Source organism: Teichococcus globiformis (assembly GCF_042646265.1).
GTDB classification, from domain to species: Bacteria; Pseudomonadota; Alphaproteobacteria; order Acetobacterales; family Acetobacteraceae; genus Pseudoroseomonas; species Pseudoroseomonas globiformis.
In genome coordinates this window covers 303239-324336 of record NZ_JBHRTN010000010.1, presented here as the reverse complement: position 1 = coordinate 324336, position 21098 = coordinate 303239, and the positions used below count along the sequence as shown (strand labels likewise).

Genomic DNA, 21098 nt, shown 5'->3' with positions numbered 1-21098 from the left:
GAAGGGGCGTCCCGCACCTATCGTCAAGTGAGCGCCGTGACGAGCCTTGACGCGCTACGCTCCGATCCCACCAAGCGCCAAGTACTTCGTTTCGAGGTATTCTTCAATGCCGTGAGAACTGCCCTCTCGCCCGAGGCCGGATTGCTTAAACCCACCAAATGGTGCCTCGGCGGTTGAGATAATACCCTCATTGATACCGATGATCCCGTACTCAAGTGCTTCGGCAACACGGAAGATCCGCCCAACATCGCGTGAATAGAAGTAGGCGGCCAACCCGAACTCCGTATCGTTGGCCAGCGCAATGGCTTCAGCTTCCGACTCAAACTTGAACAGGGGAGCCACTGGACCAAAAGTTTCTTCCCGGAAGATCACAGCATTGGCCGGCACATTGGCCAAAACGGTTGGCTGGAAGAAGTTGCCGCCACGGTCATGCGGCTTGCCACCGGTGACAATCTTCGCGCCTTTGGCGACGGCATCCGCGATATGGCTCTCTACCTTCTTCACCGCATCTGCGTTGATAAGGGGGCCCTGTGTTACGCCTTCTTCCATCCCGTTGCCGACCTTCAGGCCCTCCACCGCTGCCTTCAGCTTGGCCGAAAACGCATCGTACACGCCTGCCTGAACCAGGAGACGGTTAGCGCACACGCAGGTCTGTCCCGTGTTGCGGTACTTGGATGCCATCGCGCCTTTCACGGCTTCATCCAGATCGGCATCATCGAAAACAATGAAGGGCGCGTTGCCGCCGAGCTCCATCGAGGTCTTCTTGATGGTCTCGGCGCATTGCGCAAGAAGGATCCGGCCCACTTCCGTGGATCCGGTGAAGGAGAGCTTACGCACCAGCGGATTGGATGTGAGTTCCTTGCCCGTTCCAGAGGACGGCCCGGTGATGACGTTGCAGACGCCCTTTGGCATTCCCGCACGCTCAGCCAAAACAGCAATGGCAAGAGCGGAAAAGGGAGTCTGGGTGGCGGGACGGATCACGCCCGTGCATCCGGCCGCCCAGCCCGGGCCCGCCTTCCGGGTGATCATGGCTGCGGGGAAGTTCCATGGCGTGATGGCCGCAAAGACGCCAATCGGCTCTTTTGTAACAAGGATCCTGCGGCCCTTGGCGTTCTGCGGAATCGTTTCGCCATTCACACGACGCGCTTCTTCCGCAAACCACTCGATAAAGCTGGCGGCATAAGCCACTTCGCCTTTGGCTTCGGACAACGGCTTGCCTTGCTCAGCCGTCATGATGGCCGCCAGATCGTCAGTATTGGCAAGCATCAGCGCAGCCAGCTTTTTGAGGATGGCGGCACGCTCACCGGCCAGCATGGCACGCCACTGGGGCCAGGCAGCGTGAGCGGCCTCGATGGCGCGACGTGTTTCCTTCGCCCCCATGGCCGGAACTCTTCCAACCAGCTCATTCGTTGCCGGGTTTCGAACCTCCAACTCATCGCCACTATCGGCGCCTACCCAGGCTCCATCGATGAAGTTGGCTTGACGAAAAAGCTCGGCATCCTTGAGAGGAAGCTTTGAAACCATATCAAGCATAATCAACGTTCCCCTGCTCAGCTGCGCTTCAAGGCGCCCTGTTTGCACGGTCTGGAACTCTAATCACATGGAAGACGGTTGTCAGGTGCCGGCAGGAGGCACAGCAACGGCCTTGCAGGTCGAACGTTGAGGAGCGGAAGAAGAAGAAGCCGGTGCTGATGGTCCGCTCGGCAAGGAGATTGCCATGAACATTATCCTTCTGGTTGTCATTATCCTGCTGCTGGTGGGTGCCTTGCCGCGGTGGGGCTACAGTTCGGGATGGGGCTACGGCCCGTCTGGCATCCTCGGGCTGATCCTGATCGTGCTACTGATCATGATGCTGATGGGCCGTGTCTAGGTTCGCCGATCAGTCACGTCCTCTGATCGCTGGCGCATAAGTCAGCCTGGAGCCAGGCGCTGTCGAGCCGCTGCTTTCGCTGCTTGGGCGTAGGTGGCGGCTCGGCCAGTACGGCTTCGGCGGGTCACTCCACCGTGACAGCCTTGGCCAGATTGCGAGGCTGATCCACGTCCGTCCCTTTCAAGACCGCCACATGGTAGGCCAGCATCTGAACCGGAATGGCGTGCAGGATCGGCGCCACAAATGGATCAACGGTAGGCAGTACAACGACGGCCTCTGCAAACCTTCGGAGCGATGAAGCTCCTTCCTGGTCGGTGAACGCCATCACTCGCCCACCTCGCGCTGCCGCTTCCTGTAGATTGGATGCCGTCTTCTCGAACAACGGCCCAGAAGGACATAGGGCAATCACGGGAACGTCCTGATCGATCAGGGCGATAGGCCCGTGCTTCATCTCGCCTGCTGCATAGCCTTCGGCATGGATATAGCTCAGTTCCTTGAGCTTGAGGGCCCCCTCCAACGCAATGGGGTAGAGGCTGCCACGTCCCAGAAAGAGCACGTCCTTGGCCATTGCAACCTGCCTGGCCAATGCCTGAACTTCTTCCGTATGCTCCAGCAAGGTGGCGGCATGGGCCGGAACTTCCAGCAAAGCTGCCGTCAGGCGTGCTTCCTCCTGCACCGAGAGAACGCCGCGCGATCGTCCGAACCCAAGCGCCATTGTCGCCAGAACCGCAAGCTGGGCGGTGAAAGCCTTTGTTGAAGCCACGCCGATCTCCGGCCCGGCAATGGTGAGCAGCGTACCATGGCTTTCACGATCCATGGTGCTTTCAGCAACATTGACCACGGACAGGACGTGTTGCCGCCTCTGTTTAAGAAGCCGGAGAACAGCCAAGGTATCGGCAGTTTCACCGGACTGGCTGACGAGCAGCGCCGCACCACCTTCCGGCAATGGCGGGTCTCTGTAGCGAAGCTCGCTTGCCACGTCCGAATCGACCGGAATCCGGGCGACCTGTTCCATCCAGTAGCGCCCGACCTGAGCGGCCAGGAAAGCGGAGCCGCAGGCACTAAGGGTTATCTTGGGAACTACGGCCGGATCGAACGGCAAGGGTGGAAGCGCTACGGCCCGGCTTGCGGGATCGATGTGCTGCCGCAGCGTGTCACCAAGGACGATCGGATGTTCATGGAGTTCCTTTTCCATGAAGTGCCGGTAGTTGCCTTTCCCGACAGCCGCTCCCGAGTAGGCTGTTAGCTTCACCTCCCGCTGTACCGGTTGGTCCTGAGCGTCAAAGAACTCAACGCCAACATCCGAAAGAATCGCCCAGTCGCCTTCCTCAAGATAGGCAATCCGTCGGGTCATGGGGGACAAGGCCAACGCGTCCGAGCCCACGTACATCTCGCCCTCGCCAAAGCCCACGGCCAGAGGACTGCCCTGGCGAGCAGCAATCAGCTTGGTCGGGTGTCCGGCGAAGATCATCGCCAAACCGAAGGCTCCCTGGAGCCTCTTCAGGGTCGCCGCCACCGCCTCTTCCGGCGAGGCACCTTGCGCCAGGTGATGATCGAGCAAGCGGGCAACGGTCTCGGTGTCCGTTTCCGTCTCGAACTGGATACCCTGCCCTTCCAATTCGGCGCGTAACTCGGCGTAGTTCTCGATGATGCCGTTGTGCACAACCGAAACACGGGCGGTGCCGTGGGGATGCGCGTTCCGTTCCGTGGGAGCGCCGTGCGTTGCCCACCGCGTATGACCAATGCCCGTGGTTCCCGCGAGCGGCTTGCGAGCAAGCTCAGTGCCGAGATTGATCAGCTTCCCCTCAGCCCTTCGCCGCTCAACATGGCCATCCACCAAGGTGGCGATGCCCGCGCTGTCATAACCACGATACTCGAGACGCCGAAGCGCCTCCAGCAGTCGCGGAGCAGCGGCATCCCGTCCGACGAGCCCGACAATCCCGCACATCAACTATTTCTCCTTGCTGCGCCCGGTCCGGAACAGGGCGGCGGCACCAGCTCGCTCGCTCATGCGGGCGCGGCCAAAAGCCATGGCATCGGGGGCGACGTCCCGCGTGATGGTGGAGCCGGCCGCGACAAACGAGCCGTCACCGACCCGCAGCGGCGCCACCAAGGTGCTGTTCGAGCCAACAAATGCTCCGGATCCGATTTCAGTTCTGTGCTTACTGAAACCATCATAATTGCAGGTGATGGTGCCGGCACCGATATTGCTCCGGATACCGATGGTCACGTCGCCTAAGTAGGCCAGGTGATTGGCCTTAGAGCCTTCACCCAAGACCGCATTCTTCAATTCCACAAAATTACCCACATGCGCATCCGGCCCGACCTGCGTGCCAGGCCGCAAACGCGCAAAGGGGCCGATGACCGCTCCCACCTTGACGGTGCAGCCCTCAAGATGGGTGAACGCCCTGATCTCAACATTGTCCTCGATCGTTACGCCGGGTCCAAAGACAACGTTCGGGCCCACCACCACATCCTGGCCGAGCTTCGTGTCGAAGCTCAGGACAACGCTTTCAGGCTGGATCAAAGTTACGCCCCGCTGCATGGCTTGTTTGCGGAGGCGAGATTGAAGTTCCGCCTCGGCCTCCGCCAGTTCCATGCGGCTGTTGATGCCGCGCAGTTCGGCTTCCGGTGCTTCCACTGCAACGACCCGATGACCTTCTCGCCGGGCAGTGAGGATCACATCCGGCAGATAATACTCGCCGGCCGCATTGTTGTTGCGAACCCCCAGCAGCCAGTTGAAAAGATCTGCCGCTCCCGCGCAAAGCACCCCGGCATTGCAAAGGCTGATGGACCGCTCCTGCTCATTCGCCTCGGCGAACTCAACGATCCTTTCCACCTGACCTGTGGCATCCTGCACCACCCGCCCGTACTGGGCGGGATCGGCAGGGCGCATGGCAAGAAGTGCAAGGCCGGCTTCCGCTCTGGCAGAAAGAAGGCGCTGCATGGTTGCCGGTTCGATCAGGGGATTGTCTGCATAGAGAACGGCGACATCGCCATCAAAATCTTTGAGCAAGGGCGCTGCCTGTAGCGCTGCATGGCCGGTTCCAAGCCTTTCAGCCTGAACAACGGTGGCATGGGGCAAAGCGGCGGCCTCCAGATCCTCCATATCCGGACCGACAACAACCACGAGACGGTCGAAGATCCCTTCGCATGAAGCGATGAGGTGCTTCAGCATAGGGCGGCCGGCGAGAGGATGCAGCGCCTTCGGCAGGCGGCTTTTCATCCGGGTTCCAAGGCCTGCGGCGAGCAGAATAGCGGCGGCTGACATAGGGCGCTTGTGCCGATGCCGGAAGCACTCGGCAAGATGCATGGTGCTCCTGCACCGTCACATCGCATTGCCGACGGAAACATGGCATGCATGTCGGATGCGTCCGACCGTGATCTTCGATCTTGATGGCACCCTTGTGGATAGCCGTCTCGACATCTGCGATGCGCTGAACAGACTGATGGCCTCGCGCCTCCAGCCGTCTTTCACCTTGGCCGAGGTGACCAGCTTTATCGGTGACGGTGTGCCGGTTTTGCTGCAACGCGCCTTCAGCGCCCGGCAGTTGGAGCAGGACCCTGCTGCCTTGTCCGATTTCCTGACGGAGTACGAAGCCAAGGCCGCAGAAAGAACCCGCCCCTTCCCCGGCATCATCCCAGTCCTTGATGAGCTTCGCGCAAGGGACTGGCAGATGATGGTGTGCACGAACAAGCCGGAACGTGCCGCGCGGTTGCTGTTGGAAGCCTTGGGATTGTGCCCTTACTTCTCAGCCCTGGGTGGCGGCGATAGCTTCCCCATCCGCAAGCCGGACCCACGCCATCTGCTGCTGACCCTGGCGAAGACAGGAACCTCCGCTAACCACGCCGTGATGGTGGGAGACCACCATAACGACGTTGCCGCGGGTCTGGCTGCAGGGTGCCAAACAATCTTTTGCCGATGGGGCTATGGGGAACCCTCGGATGCGCCGGGTGTGCGGATCGCTGGCGCCCCGGCGGAGCTTCCCAAATTGCTGGAGGACGCACTGGCCGGAATGGTGCCTGTTTCAAGCAAGTAGCCTGTCAGGGGTCCGAGCCAACGGCCGGGCATGGTAAACCGCACCGGCAGAAACGGCATGCCGGAAGCTGGCCGCGCCATCCAGAGGGCAATTTCCTGCGGCTCCCTTGTCGCCTCGCGGTCATCTCGCCTGAAGCCGCCGGTCTGAGTGGCCGTAATCGTGCAACGTAAAGCTTGCCCGGACCAAGTTCCGCGCCATTGAGGCAGCATCTCAAATCGATCGGTGCGCGACACTATGCGAGCGCTCCGACGACCGTCGAACAAGGCTGCCTCCCCTTCGCAGCGTCCGGTGGCCCCGAGACCGTGGGACAGCTCAAGCAGGGCACTAAGGGCATCTACAGATGCATGTTGGAAACTAGTTGGTACCGGCTCTCGATCAGGATCCGTTGCGGGCAACTGCTTCTGGATGCGGGGCTGTCCGCCCTGGTACTCGATCGCCATGGTACGGGGCTCGCCGCGCCAATGCCCATATGACGAGAAATGCCTAGGCTGAGCCTTTCCCTGTCGCAGCACACCCGTGGCCTGGGCCGTGGAGCCGTTTCCCGCAAACCATGACGCAAGGCCCGTGAACCGGAACCTGGAATCGATGCTGTAAGCCGAAGGGGTCAGCTCAAGCATTACCTCAATCTGGGCGATCTGCATGCCGCCGCCATGCACACCATAGACTGCCCGCACAGGTTCACCCGCCATGGGGCGCGGAAGCAAGCCGACAAGTACGAAAGTTGCACAGATCAAGCCTAGTCGCAGAATCATGCCTTTCTGGCTCCTGGGAAAGATCCATCTGCCCTGGCTAAGATGGTGTGCTCGGTCGGCTTGACAGCCCCAACCGTGCCCGTTATCTCCCGGCCACCTCGATGGGTGCGTAGCTCAGCGGTAGAGCATCGCCTTCACACGGCGGGGGTCACAGGTTCAATCCCTGTCGCACCCACCATCGGGGATCCCAAAGTTTGGTTTTGATCGCTTCTCTTCTCTGGAACAGATGCTGGTCACATCGCTCTCCACGTAATGTTGGAGGGTTGACCGAAATGACGTGGTGCCGGTCCTTTGAGCACCGCCTGCGGACACCGGAAAGCCGATCCGGTGGCAGGCACCGGGCCGGTGCACTACCCGCCTCGCTTCCTTTCTCCCCTTCTCACCACTGCAGGTGGGGACGAGGAACGCCGGTCGTTGCTGGACTGCTGGCGTCGCTCGGACGAAAGTGGCCGCGGAGATAAATTGCGGAGAGCTGTAGCTTGGCCTTTACTCGGTCGAGCGACTGGAGCGGCAGCACGGGCCATTATTGGAGACGCGACAGCAGAAGCAAGCAGAAGCGGCGGTTGCCCTACGCCGATGCTGGCGAAACCCTGCTCCAGAAGCACCGCTGCATGACGATCGCGCTCGTGCCACGATCGGCCGCCAAAGACCACTGCGATGATCCGCCTGTTCCGGCGAACTGCGCTGGTCACGATATTGAAGCCGCTGGCATCGACATAGCCCGTCTTGATCCCGTCGACTCCTTCGAAGGAATCCAGCATCCGGTTATGGTTCCGCAGAGTAATGCCGCCCATGGCGTGGGTTCTGGTTCGAAAGAAGTGATAATACTCGGGAAAGTCTGTGAAGAGGCGGTATCCTAGTTGCGCCATATCCCGCGCTGTCGAGACTTGATCGATATCAGGAAGACCGGAAGCGTTCCGAAAGGTCGTGCCGCTCATCCCGATGGCGCGGGCCCGGAGCGTCATCAATTGGGCGAATCGTGCCTCACTGCCCTCACCCAGCGCCTCGCCCAACAGTGACGCCACGTCATTGGCCGACTTGGTGACCACCGCATAGATGGCATTCTCGAGCGTGATTGTACGGCCTGCCGGTAGTCCAAGCTTCGAAGCCGGCTTCGACGATGCTGTTTCCGTCATGGCAAGACGCTGATCGAGCCTCATTTCACCACGCCGAAGCGCATCGAAGACCATGTACAGGGTCATCATCTTCGTCAGCGAAGCCGGATGCCTGGGTTCATCCGCATTGCTGCTGAACAACAGGCGGCCTGTGCCGGCTTCCAACACAGCCGATGCGTAGCGCGCGCTGAGCATTTGGCCGGCCGCGGTCCTTGGACTGAAAGCCATGAAAACGCAGATGGGGAGAACCAAAGCAAGCCTGCGAAAGGCTTGCGGCAGGCATTTGTCCATGATCGAACGAAGCTTACTCATTCGTGAAGGCTCAACTATGCCAAGGAAATTATGAACCAGCTATGACTGGACGAAAAAAATCGTCCGCCATCAGTATGATACAATCCTTGGCTGTCTTTCCATCTTATCGGTATTCCCACGAAGCCTCTTGATGGCTCTCAAAAGCGTTATGTTGCAGTGCAAAATACAGCTGGACTCACGCGTGTGTCATTGCCATACCTCCTCATGCTGCACCGCAACATGGCGCAGTTTCTTGGAGCGGACGGCTGGCTTGCAGTTTGCTCAATGAATGTACCGGTAACCTGCTACGACGCCTCCGTCCTTAGGAAGCGTCAGCGATAGGGAGGACGCGATGGCAACTGCACCCAGAACAGCCCGTTTGCGGCCCGGTCCAGTCATGGCGAAGCCTGACGAGACCATGCCAGTTGAAACGGCTCCTTCTTCCGTTGCCACGGTGTCTCCAGCCCTGCACGAAACAAGTGATTCCGGTGTGGCGGGCGGCCCGCCGGCAATGGAGAGCAAAATGGATCAGGCTACTCGCACGGTTGATGGCTTCAACAAGGCAGCTGAAGAGGCCATGGAATTCGGCCGGGGCAACCTGGAGGCATTCACCAAGGCTACCCAGACCTATATGTCTGGCATGCAGGAGCTGAGCCGGCAGGCTTTCGCTGTCATGCAGGGCTTGAACGAGCAGGCTCTTCAGAATGCCCGCGCCATGACGTCGGTGAAGAGCCTGAAGGAAGCTGCCGAGATGCAGGTCACCTTCACCAAGGCCCAGCTTGAGCGCAGCATGACTGAAGCGACCAAGTTCAATGAGGCCGCTTTCAAGCTGGCGGAACAGTCCTCGGCTCCGATCGCTGCACGTATGACCCTTGCCGTGGAGCGCCTCGCGCGCCCTGCTCCGCTGAACTAAGCGGCTCAGGGCCGGCTACGGCCATCAAGGGTTAGTTGGAGGGCGGATCATCCTGGATGATCCGCCCTTTTGCTTTTCCTTCGCCTTTTATACGGCTGGCCCTTCACCTGAGTGCCCTGCCTCCGATATTCTATGGCGACGAAGAGTGATCCTCTCCGGAAAGGCAAGAGGATGATCCCCTCGCGGAACCGGTTGGCTTCAGAACGCTTCGCGAGCCGCAGTGCATTTTCGACAACCTTTGGCATCAGTATGACGGACGACGATAAGCAGCAGGGTCAGGGCGGACAGGATCAGGACGGCAACGGCGGCGGCGCGGGCCAAGATGGCGGGGCAGCCGGCACCGGCGTTGTGGTGAAGGCAAAACCGCGCACCCGTAAGCCCGCCATGTACAAAGTTCTGATGCTGAATGACGACTACACTCCGATGGAGTTCGTCGTGCATGTTTTGGAGCGCTTCTTCCAGAAAAGCCGGGATGAGGCGACCCGCATCATGTTGCATGTTCATCGCCGTGGCGTCGGGGTGTGCGGCGTCTTCACTTATGAGGTTGCTGAAACCAAGGTAACGCAGGTCATGGATTTGGCCCGCCAGAACCAGCACCCGCTTCAATGCACTATAGAAAAAGAGTGATTCCTATGTGGGAACGCCTCGCGTGGCAGGTGAATATTATGTTGCGCTGCGACGCAAGTTCCCGATGGCGGTCTAGCCCACCTTCCGTCTAACCTCTTGAAACGGCCTTCCCGGCTTCCGTTGTTAGGAGAGAGCCACTCTCCTTGCAGGGGTAGTGGAAGCCTTTTTCTCATCGGCCCGGTGTGCGAACCGGGGCCGTTCCTCGAAGGGGAGCGTCAAACGCATGCTGTCCCGCAATCTTGAGCAGACGCTCCACCGTGCCCTGGCGCTCGCTAACGAGCGCCGTCACGAGTACGCCACGCTCGAACATCTACTTTTGGCCCTGGTCGATGATTCAGATGCCGCGACGGTGCTTCGCGCCTGCGGAGTGGATCAGGATAAGCTGAAGCGTGACCTGGCCGAGTTCCTCGACAAGGATCTTGCCGGGCTGGTCACTGAGCGAAGTGGCGAGCCGAAGCCTACAGCCGGCTTCCAACGCGTCGTGCAGCGCGCCGCAATTCACGTACAGTCTTCGGGCCGCGACGAAGTTACCGGTGCCAGTGTTCTGGTCGCACTTTTCAGCGAACGGGAGAGCCACGCCGTATACTTCCTGCAGCTGCAGGACATGACTCGCCTGGATGCCGTGAACTTCATCAGCCATGGCATTGCCAAGGCGCCTGGGCGCAGCACCAACCGGCCTGTTCAAGGTGCCCCACCTGTGTCCCCGTCTGCCTCTTCGGAGGAGGGCGGAGAAAAGGATGAAAAGCCGGCTGGTCGGCGTAGTCAGGATGCCTTGTCGAACTACTGTGTAAACCTCAACAAAAAGGCACAGCAGGGCAAGATCGATCCTCTTATCGGTCGGGACCAGGAGATCGAGCGCACGATCCAGATCCTGTGCCGCCGCACGAAGAACAACCCCCTCTATGTGGGCGATCCGGGCGTTGGCAAGACAGCGATCGCGGAAGGCCTCGCCAAGCGCATCATCGAAGGTGACGTTCCAGAAGTTCTCCTGAGATCGACGATTTTTGCCCTCGATATGGGAAGCCTTCTGGCTGGGACGCGCTATCGGGGTGACTTCGAAGAGCGCCTGAAGGCTGTCGTCAACGAGCTGGAGCAGCAGCCTGGTTCAATCCTGTTTATTGACGAAATCCACACCGTTATCGGTGCTGGCGCCACCAGCGGCGGCGCCATGGATGCCTCGAACTTACTGAAGCCTGCCCTGGCTCAGGGAACCCTGCGGTGCGTCGGGTCAACCACATACAAGGAGTATCGGCAACACTTCGAGAAGGACCGCGCCCTGGTTCGGCGCTTCCAGAAGATCGATGTCAACGAGCCATCCGTCGAGGATACAGTCAAGATCCTAACAGGATTGAAGGCCAACTACGAAAAACATCACAAGGTCAAGTACACGCCAGAAGCCATCCGTGCGGCTGTTGAGCTTTCGGCGAAGTATATTCATGACCGAAAACTGCCCGACAAGGCCATTGACGTTATCGATGAAGTCGGTGCTTCGCGGATGCTTCAACCCGAGGGCAAGCGCAAGAAGACGGTGACCTTGAAGGACGTCGAGGACATCATCGCAAAGATCGCTCGCATTCCGCCCAAGAGCGTTTCCTCTGACGACAAGGAAACCTTGCGGAATCTGGAGCGCGATCTGAAATCGATGGTCTTCGGACAGGACAAGGCAATTGAGGCCCTCTCGGCCGCGATTAAGTTGTCTCGTGCAGGTTTGCGGGACCCTGAGAAGCCCATCGGCAACTACCTGTTCTCCGGTCCGACAGGCGTTGGCAAAACAGAAGTCGCAAAGCAGCTGGCGAAAACGCTCGGGATCGAGATGATCCGTTTCGACATGTCGGAGTACATGGAGCGGCACAGTGTCAGCCGCCTGATCGGCGCTCCCCCCGGCTATGTCGGCTTTGATCAGGGTGGATTGCTGACCGACGCCGTCGATCAACATCCCCATGCTGTTCTGTTGCTGGACGAGATCGAGAAGGCGCATCAAGACCTTTACAATATCCTGCTCCAGGTGATGGATCACGGGAAGCTCACGGACCATAACGGGAAGACGGTGGATTTCAGAAACGTCATCCTGATCATGACCACCAATGCCGGCGCAGCAGACATGGCGAAGGCTGGCATCGGTTTTGGCCGGGAAGAGCGGACCGGCGAGGACGAGGAGGCGGTTAAGCGGCTCTTCACCCCTGAATTCCGCAATCGGCTGGATTCCGTTGTCCCCTTCAGCAATCTAACGCCCGAGATTGTGGGCAACGTCGTCGAGAAGTTCGTCATGCAGCTCGAAGCGCAGCTGGCGGATCGCAACGTCACGATCGAGCTTTCCTCGGGCGCCAAGGAGTGGCTCGCCGAGAAGGGTTATGATCGGCTGTACGGTGCGCGGCCTCTTGCTCGCGTTATCCAGGAGTATGTCAAGAAGCCGCTGGCAGAGGAGCTGTTGTTCGGAAAGCTGGCCAAGGGCGGCGCGGTCAAGGTGGGCATCAAGGAGGGTGAATTGACCTTCGAGTTCATCGAAGCGCCACTCCCTGCTTTGCCCAAGCCTGACGATAACGGGCCAGATGGAGAGAACGAGCACGCTCCCGAAGCCGCAAGCTGAGGCTGACTGAGCATAGATGATCAACGACCCCGTGGTATTTGCCACGGGGTTTCTTTATGGGAGCAAGAAAGGCAACGAGTTGAGGAACCGAGCATGAATGCTATGTCGCCGCCGCGCCGAAGGCCCCTCAGGGTAGCGGTCGCCGGTTTTGGTGCCATCGGTGCCAAGCTGGCAGCGACGTTAGACGAAGGTCTCTCGGGCTATGAGCTGACGGCTGTCTCTGCGCGCGACAAGCAGCGTGCGGGGCGGCAAGTGGCTACCTTCCGCAATCCGGTGCCTGTGCTTGACCTTCACGAGCTTGAGCCTGTCGCTGACTTGGTGGTGGAATGCGCACCTGCTGCGTTGCTTCCTGCCATTGCGGAGCCGTTCCTCAAAGTCGCCAAGAACGTGGTCTTGGTCAGTGCCGGGGCCTTACTCTCCCACGACCACCTTGTGCGTCTTGCCGCTCAGCATGGTGGGCAGATCATCGTTCCGACAGGTGCATTGATTGGGCTCGATGCAGTTCTGGCCGCTGCGGAAGGGGAGATTGCTTCCATTCGGATGGTCACTCGCAAGCCTGTCAGAGGGCTGGTTGGAGCACCGTATCTTCAGGAACACGGTATCTGTATCGAGAACATCAAGGAACCTGTCCGTATCTTCAACGGCACTGCCCGTGAAGCCGCCGTAGGATTTCCAGCCAATCTGAACGTGGCTGTTGCTTTGTCATTGGCCGGCATCGGGCCGGATCGGACGATGCTCGAGATCTGGGCAGATCCTGCCATCGAGCGGAACACACACCGGATCGAGGTTGAGGCCGACTCAGCCCGCTTCTCGATGACCATCGAGAATGTACCGAGCGAGAACCCCAAGACTGGACGAATCACGCCCCTGTCTGTGATAGCGACTTTGCGGAAGCTGGCAGCGCCACTCCGGATTGGTACATGATCGGGCCACATGGCCAGGGCGACAGGGCATCCTGAGCAACCTTCAGCTAGCAGCCGCGAACATCGCGACTAGGCGAAGACCAGGACCTTCAGGGTGATGTGGGTCCGTCGGGATAACGGATCGCTAGAATTTCGACTTCCTCAAGACCGAGTGGCGTTCTGACTTGAACCAAGTCGCCTGTGCGTGATCTGAGAAGCGCGCGGGCGACAGGCGAGATCCATGATATGAGACCACGTGTTGTGTCTGCCTCATCGACCCCGACGATTGTTACTGTGATCTCTGTGTCGTCTTCCCGCACATAGGACACAGTTGCTCCAAAGAAGACCTGATCCCGGCACAGCTGTGCGGCAGGATCAACAACCCTGGCATTCTCAAGGCGCTTGCGCAGGAAGCGGACACGCTTGTCGATCTCGCGGAGCCGCCGCTTGCCGTACTGGTAGTCGGCGTTCTCGCTTCGATCGCCCAGGCCTGCCGCCCAAGCAACAATTTCGACAACCTTAGGCCGATCTTCGTTCCACAGGCGGCGAAGTTCTTCCTGCAAGGCGGCATGCCCCGTAGGTGTCATGTAGAAAGGTTTGTCCGAGATGTCGGTCTCTGGGACGCCCTCCTGCTCGTCACTCTCCAACGCGCTGACCTTTGCTTCGATCGGTATTCACGATTCGGTGGAGTCGCGCAGGAGTTCAAGTTCCAGCCATCGATGCTCCGCCTCTTCCAACAAAGCTTGGTTCCTCGTCAGAAGCTCAGTGGCCTTATCGAAGCGACGCCGATCGCGGGAAAACAGTCCGGGATCAGCCAGTATCTCTTGAAGCTTTGCTATCTCCGCTTCAAGTTTATGGATGCTGGCCGGCAGGATCTGCCACTCATGTTGATCCTTGAACGTCATCTTCGCGCGAGGCGGGGCGACTTCGTTGCCCAAGGAGGAGCCACGAAGCGAACGTGGTGGGGCCTGGCGTCCCGCTGCCTCTTTGCGACCTTCTATGCCGAAGCCTCTTTGCGACACCATATCCGAGTAACCGCCTGCATACTCCTGCCACTTCCCTTCGCCTTCCCAAGCGATGACATGGGTGCAGACACGATCGATGAAGTCACGGTCATGGCTTACGACGATCACGGTTCCGGCGTAATCCGCGACCAGTTCCTGCAGAAGGTCGAGCGTTTCCAGATCAAGGTCGTTGGTCGGCTCATCCAACACAAGGAAGTTCGAAGGCGTTGCGAAAGCCCGCGCCAGTAACAGGCGGCCACGTTCGCCGCCGGACAAGGCGCTGACCGGCGTCCGCGCCTGCTCCGGCAGGAACAGGAAGTCCTTCATGTATCCAATCACGTGCCTTGGTTGCCCGGCGATCCAGACCTGGTCTCCACGCCCTCCGGTCAAGGCGTCTGCCAGCGAAGTCGCGGACGACAACTCTTCTCGCCGTTGATCGAGTGACACCAAGTTAAGCCGGGAGCCCATCCTGACCTCACCTGTGTCGGGCGCTGACAGGCCGGTTAGCAGTGACAGAAGCGTTGTCTTGCCGGCTCCATTGGGACCAATAATTCCGACACGGTCACCGCGGATCACCCGCGTCGAGAAGTTGCGGAGAATGGTCCGGTCACCGAAGGATTTCCCGATGTTGAGAGCCTCAATCACTAGGGTGCCGGATGCCTCGCTCTCAGAAACGGCCATCCTTGGCCCGCCCTGAGCACCAAGCCTTTCGCGCCGCTGCTTTCGCAAATCGGCCAGTTCCCCCACGCGCCGAACGTTGCGCTTTCGGCGAGCGGTCACGCCGTAGCGCATCCAGTCTTCTTCCCGGTTGATCCGACGATCAAGCTTGTGGGCTTCGCTCTCCTCCTGCTCGAGCACCTCGTCGCGCCAAGCTTCAAAATGGCTGAAGCCGCGCGAAAGTCGCCTTGTCTGGCTTCGGTCCAGCCAGACCATTTCGCGCGTCGTGGCTTCCAGGAAACGTCGATCATGGCTGATCAAGACAAGCGCCGAGCGCATTGAGCCGAGCTCGTTCTCCAACCATTCGATCGCCGGCAAATCGAGGTGGTTGGTGGGTTCATCCAGCAGAAGAATGTCAGGCGACGGCGCCAGCGCCCTGACCAACGCCGCGCGCCGCGCCTCCCCGCCAGACAGGCTTGCAGGCTTCTCCTCTCCGCTCAGCCCGAGTTGCTCCAGCAAGTGGCGCGCGCGGTATGGGTCGTCTCCCGGTGCCAGCCCAGCTTCAACATAATCGATAACCCGAGAAAATGCCTGAAGATCGGGCTCTTGCTCGAGGTATCGCAGAGTGGCTCCCGGCTGGAGAAAGCGGCTGCCTCCGTCCGGTTGGACGAGGCCAGCCGCTATCTTGAGCAGGGTCGATTTTCCGGAACCGTTGCGGCCGATCAGAGCCAGCCGCTCACCTTGTCCAACCGACAGTGCTGCGCCGTTGAGCAACGGAGTCGTGCCGAAGCCAATACGGGTATCCTGCAGGAGAAGCAAAGGGGGTGAGGCCATGGTGCGGATGCCTGACCGGCCATCCCGGAGCAGTCAAGATCCTTATCCCTGCCATCGCATTCTTGAGCGCCATCTCCCTTTATGAGCGAAATCTAGCGGAGACCTTCGCCCCTTTTCACGGTAGAAGGTCGGCCATTCGTCAGCTTGCATGGAGTTTCCGACCTTGGACCAGGTGGACTGCGTTGTTGTGGGAGCTGGCGTCGTGGGACTGGCCATAGCGCGACGCCTTGCGCTAGCAGGGCGCGAAGTCCTGGTACTGGAAGCGGCCGAGGCTATCGGTACGGAAACATCCTCGCGCAACAGCGAGGTCATTCACGCCGGGATCTACTATCCCAAAGGCAGTCTGATGGCGACAAGCTGCGTTGTCGGCAAGCAGATGCTTTACCAATACTGCGAAGAGCGGGGTGTTCCCCATCGCCGATGCGGAAAGCTGATTGTTGCAACCAATGCAGAGGAGCGGGACAAGCTCGCCTCCATCCAAGCGCGGGCCGCTGCGAATGGCGTACCCGATCTTCGCCTTCTCAGCTCTGCCGAAGCGGTCGAACTGGAACCTGCTGTGGCCTGTACCGCCGCCCTTCTTTCCCCCTCGACCGGGATCATCGACAGCCACGCCTACATGCTGGCGCTGCAGGGTGACGCCGAGAATGCAGGCGCCGCCTTTGTCTTCCACAGCCCCGTTGTGGGTGGCCGCCTTCTGCCGGAGGGGGGAGCCGAACTGGAAGTTGGCGGGGCGGAACCCATGGCACTTCGTTGCTCCTTGCTGATCAACGCAGCGGGACTTCATGCTCCCCGGCTTGCTCGAGCGCTGGAGGGATTGCCCGCCGAATTCATCCCAAGTGCTTACTATGCCAAGGGGAATTACTTCACGTTGACCGGTCGCTCCCCGTTTACCAGGCTAATCTACCCGGTTCCGGTTCCCGGCGGCCTAGGCACTCACCTGACCATCGACCTGGGTGGGCAATGCCGCTTCGGGCCCGATGTGGAATGGATCCCGAGCATTTCCTACGACGTTGATCCCCGACGCGGCAAAAGCTTCTATGCTGCCATCAGGCGGTACTGGCCGTCGCTGCCCGATGAGGCACTGCAGCCCGGATATTCCGGCATCCGTCCGAAGATCACCGGACCAGGCGAGGCTGCTCAGGATTTTGTCGTTCAAGGCCCTGCCCTGCATGGGAGAAGTGGCCTTGTGAACCTCTTCGGCATTGAAAGTCCCGGGCTCACGGCTTCGCTTGCCTTGGCGGAGCATGTTCATGGCTTGGCCAGGTAAGACCATATCGGCCAGAAGGCTGCCTGCGGTTGATGAACCGCAAGCAGCACGACTGATCCTGAACGAGAGCCCATCTTAGCAGGGCTCTCGCCGCTTCAACCGGACAGGCCACGTTTCACTGCGGCCGGCAGACGACTTTCAAAAGGTGAAGCCGCGATCCCCATCGAATCCAGGTAGAGGCGTGGTAGCGCAGTCAAAGGCGGGAACAACACTGAAGACGCCGCCGACCCGCCTACCAATAACGGCGATGCCCACCTGATCGGGAAGGCGCCGTACCGCCACCAACCGGCCACCCTCAGCCAGCTGTTCTGACAGCCCGTCGGGGATGGTGCGTACCTCTCCCTGGATAACGATGACTTCGTAAGGCGCCCCAGCAGGAGCGCCCTTGACCAAGGCACCTTCTTGAAGCTGTACCTGCCCCGGCGTCAGAGCGACTTCCCCAAGCACTTCCCGAGCCACGGCGAGCAGTGTTGGGCTTTCCTCAAGCGCGGTGACACGAGCCCCCATCCTGGCCATGACGGCAGCGCCGTAACCTGTTCCGGCTCCAACTAGCAGGGCGGGTTCGCCGCTCCTGATCTCGGCTAGTTGCAGCAGGCGTGCCATCATCATCGGTTGCAGCAGAACCCTTCCCTGTCCGAGGGGAGCATCCGCATCCGCATAGGCGCGTGCAGCCATGTCCGCCGGCACAAAGCGATGGCGAGGCAGGTCGAGCATGGCGGAGATGATGCGCGGATCTGTTACCTTGTTCGGGCGAAGCTGGCCATCCACCATCCACTTCCGTGCCGCCGCAAGATCCATCGACGAAAATTCCTAGTGCTGCTGGCCGAGCTGAGGCCTTGGTGAAGGCGCCTTATACGCCGCACCAGGATTTGGGCCAAGCATCACCCTGCCCTCTTGACCCGAGCCATGCTTGCGCTGATACACCGCCTCAGGGCCCGATGGCAGAGTGGTGATGCAGCGGACTGCAAATCCGCGTACGTCGGTTCAATTCCGGCTCGGGCCTCCAAACGGTGTTGTAGTGATGAGGTTGTATTGGGCTCTTGCAGCCCCCGCCTCCTCCCGCTATAGCCCCCGCCACGCTGATCCCCGATAGCTCAGCTGGTAGAGCACGCGACTGTTAATCGCTAGGTCGTTGGTTCGAGTCCAACTCGGGGAGCCACATTCGAAGGGCGCCTTTAAGGCGCCCTTCTTTGCGTTAGACGCCTAGGCGGTCCGCGCCCTCCGCCGAAAGCCATGCCAGCCGCCCAGCGCAGAAGGTCGCAACGGGTCGCCTCAGCTGTGGATCGACAATCACCAGATCAGCTCGCTGACCCGGCGCAATTCTTCCTCTGTCTGTCAGGCCGGCTGCGCGAGCCGGGTTTGTGCTGATAAGATGCCAAGCCTGCGGCAAACTCAGAGTACCGCGGTCCTCTAGCACGAAGGCAGCCTGGATCAGGCTCGGCCACACGTAATCCGATGCCAGGATGGTAACTAGGCCCTGCTCTGCTAACGGTGCTGCAGCGGCCCAGCCGAGATGGCTGCTTCCTCGAAGTACGTTAGGCGCTCCCATCACAACATGCTCGCCGGCAGCGCGAGCGTCCTGCGCGACTGCCTCCGCCATTGGAAACTCGCAGATGCTAGCACCTAATGCGCGTCCAATCATGCGATCGGCTACGGACGCATCATCGTGGCTCGCCATAGGAAGATGCGCCTGACGCGCCGCATCTGCGAGACGCACCCGCGCGGCCTCAACGTCGCCTCGGCGAGCGAGAGCAGCGTCCGCCATGGCCTCCAGCTCTGCCAGGTTGGCACCTGAACGTTCCACATACTTGGCCGCTTTAAGAGAGTCGCCGAGCTTACGGCGTATGCCGGGCGTATGGTCGTTGAAGGCCAGCAGATGTACATCGCCGCGCGCGATCGCATCGATCGCCTCCTCAACGTGCTCCAAATTATCGATCTCGAAACGCAGATGAACCCGGATATCGCAGACACGGTCTGCGGCCGATCGGCGCAGCGCCTCGTGCATCTGGCGCCAGGTTTCCACAGACCGCAATCCCGGTTCCCACGACAGTGTCATGCCGAGAAAAGCCGTTGTGATCCCGGCTGCCAGAAGCTGAGCCTCAGAGTCTCTTATTGCCAACAGTGGAGGCATGGAGACACCAGGTCGTGGCTGCAATTGACGCTCCTGCGCGTCGCCATGAATGTCGACTACGCCGGGGAGCACCAAAAGTCCTGCGGCATCGAAGCGATGAGCATCGTCAGCTTCATTACCCTCGGCGCAGATTTGCTGCTGGCGCAACAGAACCTCGGCTCGGCGTTGGAGGGCAGAACCTACGAGCACGGTGCCGCCAGAGATATTCCAAGCCGTCACGCTACGCCTCCTGCTTTCCATCAATCAAAAGCTGAACTCTGCCCGCCGCATAGCAGGTAACAGTGTAGTCGATTGGTCTACCGCTGAGATCTTCACTAAGGGCTTCGGTTTGCAGAACCGGACGGGATACCATTTGTCCCAGCATCGCGGCCTCCTCAGGAACTGGAAGACGCGCCGTCACCTTCGTCCAGGCACGGCGGTAATCCGCGACGCCACAGATGCCTAAGGCGGTCGTAATTGATCCTTGGTCATTCAGGGCACGCCTCATCCCCTCGAACCGAGGCAAGGGGAAGTGGTGGCGACCCAGAACCACCGGTCGATCATTGGCGAGGCCGAGACGTTCGATCATCACGACCGGATCGCCTGGCTTGAGTTCAAGCGCCTCGAGAAGTGGCCCCTCCGCCGGCATATCGACCATTCGGAGAACCCGTCCCTCCGGCTCCCGATTCTGCGCGCGAATAACTTCTGAAAAGCGCGTGCGCGGGCCCAGCGAGTAATCAACCACATCCTCAGCGACGAAGGAGCCGCGTCCCTGTTCGATCCGCAATAGGCCTTTCGTGGATAATACCTCAAGAGCGCGGCGAACCGTGTGGCGGTTTACATTGTGTCGCGCAGCCAGTGCCGCTTCCGTCGGCAGGCGATCTCCTGCAGCCAGACGTCCTGAAGTGATGTCTTGCTCAAGAGACAGCGCGATCTGCCGCCAAAGCGCGACACCCACCCCGCGGGTCAACCTGGATTCGGTGGCAAGCTCAGCGGGATCATCAGCCTTCATACAAATTTCAAGCTCCCTCACGAGGCGATGTGGCAAGTTCCGTTGACGATATTCAATTAGATATCTAGATGTCTAGACATCTTCTTTGGCGGGACGTAGCGGTGATGAATGAACCTGTCACAACAGACCGGCAGCAATGGATGGCAGTGTTGGCTCGCGCCACGACTGCCGAGATCCGGAACTGTCTCCCCAAGGCGCCGGCCCTTCCCCACCATAAGCCGCTTCGAGGGCCTGAAGTTGGTCTGGTGATGATGCAAGGGCGAGCCGGGGGCGACGGAGCAAACTTCAACTTCTCCGAGGTCACCGTAACGCGTTGTGCCGTTAGCCTGGACGATGGGACCATCGGCCACGCCTATGTGCTTGGTCGCGACCACGAGCAGGCCGAGCTCGCCGCGATCCTAGATGCAGCATTGCAGTCCGACGCCTCCAGGATTCTATGGCTCGACATGGTCATCCGACCTCTTGCCGAGCAGCAAGCCTCAAGGAAGAGCGACCAAGCCGGTAGGGCTGCGGCCACGAAGGTGCAGTTCTTCACCATGGCGACGATGCGCTGATGCATCCCGGTTTTCCACATCCCGTCCTTGACGCTCAGCAATGCTTCCGCGGGCTGCTTGAAGTCATGAGCCGTCCCGGAACCATCCAGACAGTGACGGCTCATCTGCAGCCTCCACCATCCCTCGAACGGGCAACGGCGGCGTGCCTGCTGACGCTTCTGGATGCTGACACCGGCTTGTACGCCGATGTCGATGAGCAGGCACGAAGCTGGCTTCAGTTCCATTGTGGCTGTCCAATGGTCAGCCTGGAGGAGGCTGACTTTGTTCTGGTGACCGGCGAGTGGCCCAGCCTGCACCAGATGAAGCTGGGGCAGGACGAGGAGCCTGAAACCTCGGCCACTTTGATTTGCCAAGTGCGAAGTCTGCGCAGCGATGCGGGCTGGAAGCTCTCCGGGCCAGGCATCGAGGACGCGGCATTTCTCGCCGTGGAGCAGCCACCACGCACCTTCCTAGCCGAGTGGCAAGCGCAGCAGGCTTCTTTCCCGCGCGGTACCGACATCATTCTCTGCTCGGGCGACAGGATTGCAGCGTTGCCTCGTACCGTATGCATCGAGGAGGTCTGA

The 21098-nt window shown here is 60.1% G+C and carries 19 protein-coding genes and 3 tRNA genes; 12 read left to right on the top strand and 10 right to left on the bottom strand.

Annotated elements, in window-relative coordinates:
* Window positions 1-54 precede the first annotated feature (54 nt).
* Window positions 55-1533 carry an NAD-dependent succinate-semialdehyde dehydrogenase gene (locus ACFOD4_RS12350; protein WP_379596811.1) on the bottom strand — a complete coding sequence of 493 codons (1479 nt, stop codon included), beginning with the start codon at window positions 1531-1533 and terminating at the stop codon, window positions 55-57.
* 184 nt (window positions 1534-1717) lie between these two features.
* On the opposite strand from ACFOD4_RS12350, the gene ACFOD4_RS12345 reads away from it, so the two are divergent.
* Window positions 1718-1870 carry a DUF3309 family protein gene (locus ACFOD4_RS12345; RefSeq protein ID WP_379596809.1) on the top strand — a complete coding sequence of 51 codons (153 nt, stop codon included), beginning with the start codon at window positions 1718-1720 and terminating at the stop codon, window positions 1868-1870.
* Window positions 1871-1994: 124 nt separating this feature from the next.
* Here ACFOD4_RS12345 and glmS read toward each other — a convergent pair whose 3' ends face one another.
* Both glmS and glmU read right to left on the bottom strand, forming a co-directional pair.
* Window positions 1995-3818 (bottom strand): glutamine--fructose-6-phosphate transaminase (isomerizing), encoded by a 1824-nt coding sequence (glmS, locus tag ACFOD4_RS12340; protein WP_379596807.1) that lies wholly within the window; start codon window positions 3816-3818, stop codon window positions 1995-1997.
* Between the two features lie 3 nt (window positions 3819-3821).
* Window positions 3822-5141: a bifunctional UDP-N-acetylglucosamine diphosphorylase/glucosamine-1-phosphate N-acetyltransferase GlmU gene (glmU, locus tag ACFOD4_RS12335; RefSeq protein WP_379596978.1), complete on the bottom strand. Its 1320-nt coding sequence runs from the start codon at window positions 5139-5141 to the stop codon at window positions 3822-3824.
* Window positions 5142-5238: 97 nt separating this feature from the next.
* On the opposite strand from glmU, the gene gph reads away from it, so the two are divergent.
* Complete coding sequence (gph, locus tag ACFOD4_RS12330; protein WP_379596805.1) at window positions 5239-5910, top strand: phosphoglycolate phosphatase; 672 nt, start codon at window positions 5239-5241, stop codon at window positions 5908-5910.
* Here the strand turns inward: gph and ACFOD4_RS12325 are convergent.
* The gene (locus ACFOD4_RS12325) at window positions 5799-6599 is read right to left on the bottom strand and encodes a DUF3108 domain-containing protein (protein WP_379596977.1); all 801 of its coding nucleotides are present in this window, start codon (window positions 6597-6599) and stop codon (window positions 5799-5801) included. The two genes, gph and ACFOD4_RS12325, sit on opposite strands and share 112 nt — an antisense overlap.
* A 166-nt stretch (window positions 6600-6765) precedes the next feature.
* Between ACFOD4_RS12325 and ACFOD4_RS12320 the strand changes: the two genes are divergently transcribed.
* A tRNA-Val gene (locus ACFOD4_RS12320) sits at window positions 6766-6840 on the top strand.
* Between the two features lie 172 nt (window positions 6841-7012).
* Here ACFOD4_RS12320 and ACFOD4_RS12315 read toward each other — a convergent pair.
* Window positions 7013-8089, bottom strand: a complete 1077-nt coding sequence (locus tag ACFOD4_RS12315) for a D-alanyl-D-alanine carboxypeptidase family protein (protein WP_379596803.1) — start codon at window positions 8087-8089, stop codon at window positions 7013-7015.
* Window positions 8090-8420: 331 nt separating this feature from the next.
* On the opposite strand from ACFOD4_RS12315, the gene ACFOD4_RS12310 reads away from it, so the two are divergent.
* The 4 genes from ACFOD4_RS12310 to ACFOD4_RS12295 all read left to right on the top strand — a co-directional run bounded on the left by ACFOD4_RS12310 (window position 8421) and on the right by ACFOD4_RS12295 (window position 13119).
* Entirely contained in the window at window positions 8421-8981 is a 561-nt protein-coding gene (locus ACFOD4_RS12310; RefSeq protein WP_379596802.1) for a phasin family protein, read from the top strand.
* A 249-nt stretch (window positions 8982-9230) separates the two neighbouring features.
* A complete protein-coding gene (clpS, locus tag ACFOD4_RS12305) occupies window positions 9231-9608 on the top strand; it encodes an ATP-dependent Clp protease adapter ClpS (protein ID WP_379596976.1) in 378 nt (125 codons plus the stop codon).
* A 223-nt stretch (window positions 9609-9831) separates the two neighbouring features.
* Window positions 9832-12195 (top strand): ATP-dependent Clp protease ATP-binding subunit ClpA, encoded by a 2364-nt coding sequence (clpA, locus tag ACFOD4_RS12300; RefSeq protein WP_379596800.1) that lies wholly within the window; start codon window positions 9832-9834, stop codon window positions 12193-12195.
* A 93-nt stretch (window positions 12196-12288) separates the two neighbouring features.
* Window positions 12289-13119 (top strand): aspartate dehydrogenase, encoded by an 831-nt coding sequence (locus tag ACFOD4_RS12295; protein WP_379596798.1) that lies wholly within the window; start codon window positions 12289-12291, stop codon window positions 13117-13119.
* 88 nt (window positions 13120-13207) lie between these two features.
* Here ACFOD4_RS12295 and greB read toward each other — a convergent pair whose 3' ends face one another.
* Both greB and ACFOD4_RS12285 read right to left on the bottom strand, forming a co-directional pair.
* Window positions 13208-13684, bottom strand: coding sequence for a transcription elongation factor GreB (gene greB / locus ACFOD4_RS12290; RefSeq protein WP_379596975.1), 477 nt, complete (start codon window positions 13682-13684; stop codon window positions 13208-13210).
* Window positions 13685-13771: 87 nt separating this feature from the next.
* Window positions 13772-15592 carry an ABC-F family ATP-binding cassette domain-containing protein gene (locus tag ACFOD4_RS12285; protein ID WP_379596796.1) on the bottom strand — a complete coding sequence of 607 codons (1821 nt, stop codon included), beginning with the start codon at window positions 15590-15592 and terminating at the stop codon, window positions 13772-13774.
* Window positions 15593-15764: 172 nt separating this feature from the next.
* On the opposite strand from ACFOD4_RS12285, the gene ACFOD4_RS12280 reads away from it, so the two are divergent.
* The gene (locus tag ACFOD4_RS12280) at window positions 15765-16859 is read left to right on the top strand and encodes an NAD(P)/FAD-dependent oxidoreductase (protein WP_456316890.1); all 1095 of its coding nucleotides are present in this window, start codon (window positions 15765-15767) and stop codon (window positions 16857-16859) included.
* Between the two features lie 138 nt (window positions 16860-16997).
* Here the strand turns inward: ACFOD4_RS12280 and ACFOD4_RS12275 are convergent, their stop codons facing one another.
* The gene (locus tag ACFOD4_RS12275; protein ID WP_379596792.1) at window positions 16998-17657 is read right to left on the bottom strand and encodes a protein-L-isoaspartate O-methyltransferase family protein; all 660 of its coding nucleotides are present in this window, start codon (window positions 17655-17657) and stop codon (window positions 16998-17000) included.
* Between the two features lie 134 nt (window positions 17658-17791).
* Here ACFOD4_RS12275 and ACFOD4_RS12270 point away from each other — a divergent pair.
* A tRNA-Cys gene (locus tag ACFOD4_RS12270) sits at window positions 17792-17865 on the top strand.
* A 77-nt stretch (window positions 17866-17942) separates the two neighbouring features.
* Window positions 17943-18018: transfer RNA gene (locus ACFOD4_RS12265), tRNA-Asn, on the top strand.
* 36 nt (window positions 18019-18054) lie between these two features.
* Here the strand turns inward: ACFOD4_RS12265 and ACFOD4_RS12260 are convergent.
* Window positions 18055-19209, bottom strand: coding sequence for an alpha-D-ribose 1-methylphosphonate 5-triphosphate diphosphatase (locus tag ACFOD4_RS12260; protein WP_379596790.1), 1155 nt, complete (start codon window positions 19207-19209; stop codon window positions 18055-18057).
* 1 nt (window position 19210) lies between these two features.
* Entirely contained in the window at window positions 19211-19981 is a 771-nt protein-coding gene (phnF, locus tag ACFOD4_RS12255) for a phosphonate metabolism transcriptional regulator PhnF (RefSeq protein WP_379596788.1), read from the bottom strand.
* A gap of 104 nt (window positions 19982-20085) precedes the next feature.
* Between phnF and phnG the strand changes: the two genes are divergently transcribed.
* Window positions 20086-20535, top strand: a complete 450-nt coding sequence (gene phnG / locus ACFOD4_RS12250; protein ID WP_379596786.1) for a phosphonate C-P lyase system protein PhnG — start codon at window positions 20086-20088, stop codon at window positions 20533-20535.
* A complete protein-coding gene (gene phnH / locus ACFOD4_RS12245) occupies window positions 20535-21098 on the top strand; it encodes a phosphonate C-P lyase system protein PhnH (protein WP_379596784.1) in 564 nt (187 codons plus the stop codon). The genes phnG and phnH overlap by 1 nt, the downstream gene beginning before the upstream one ends.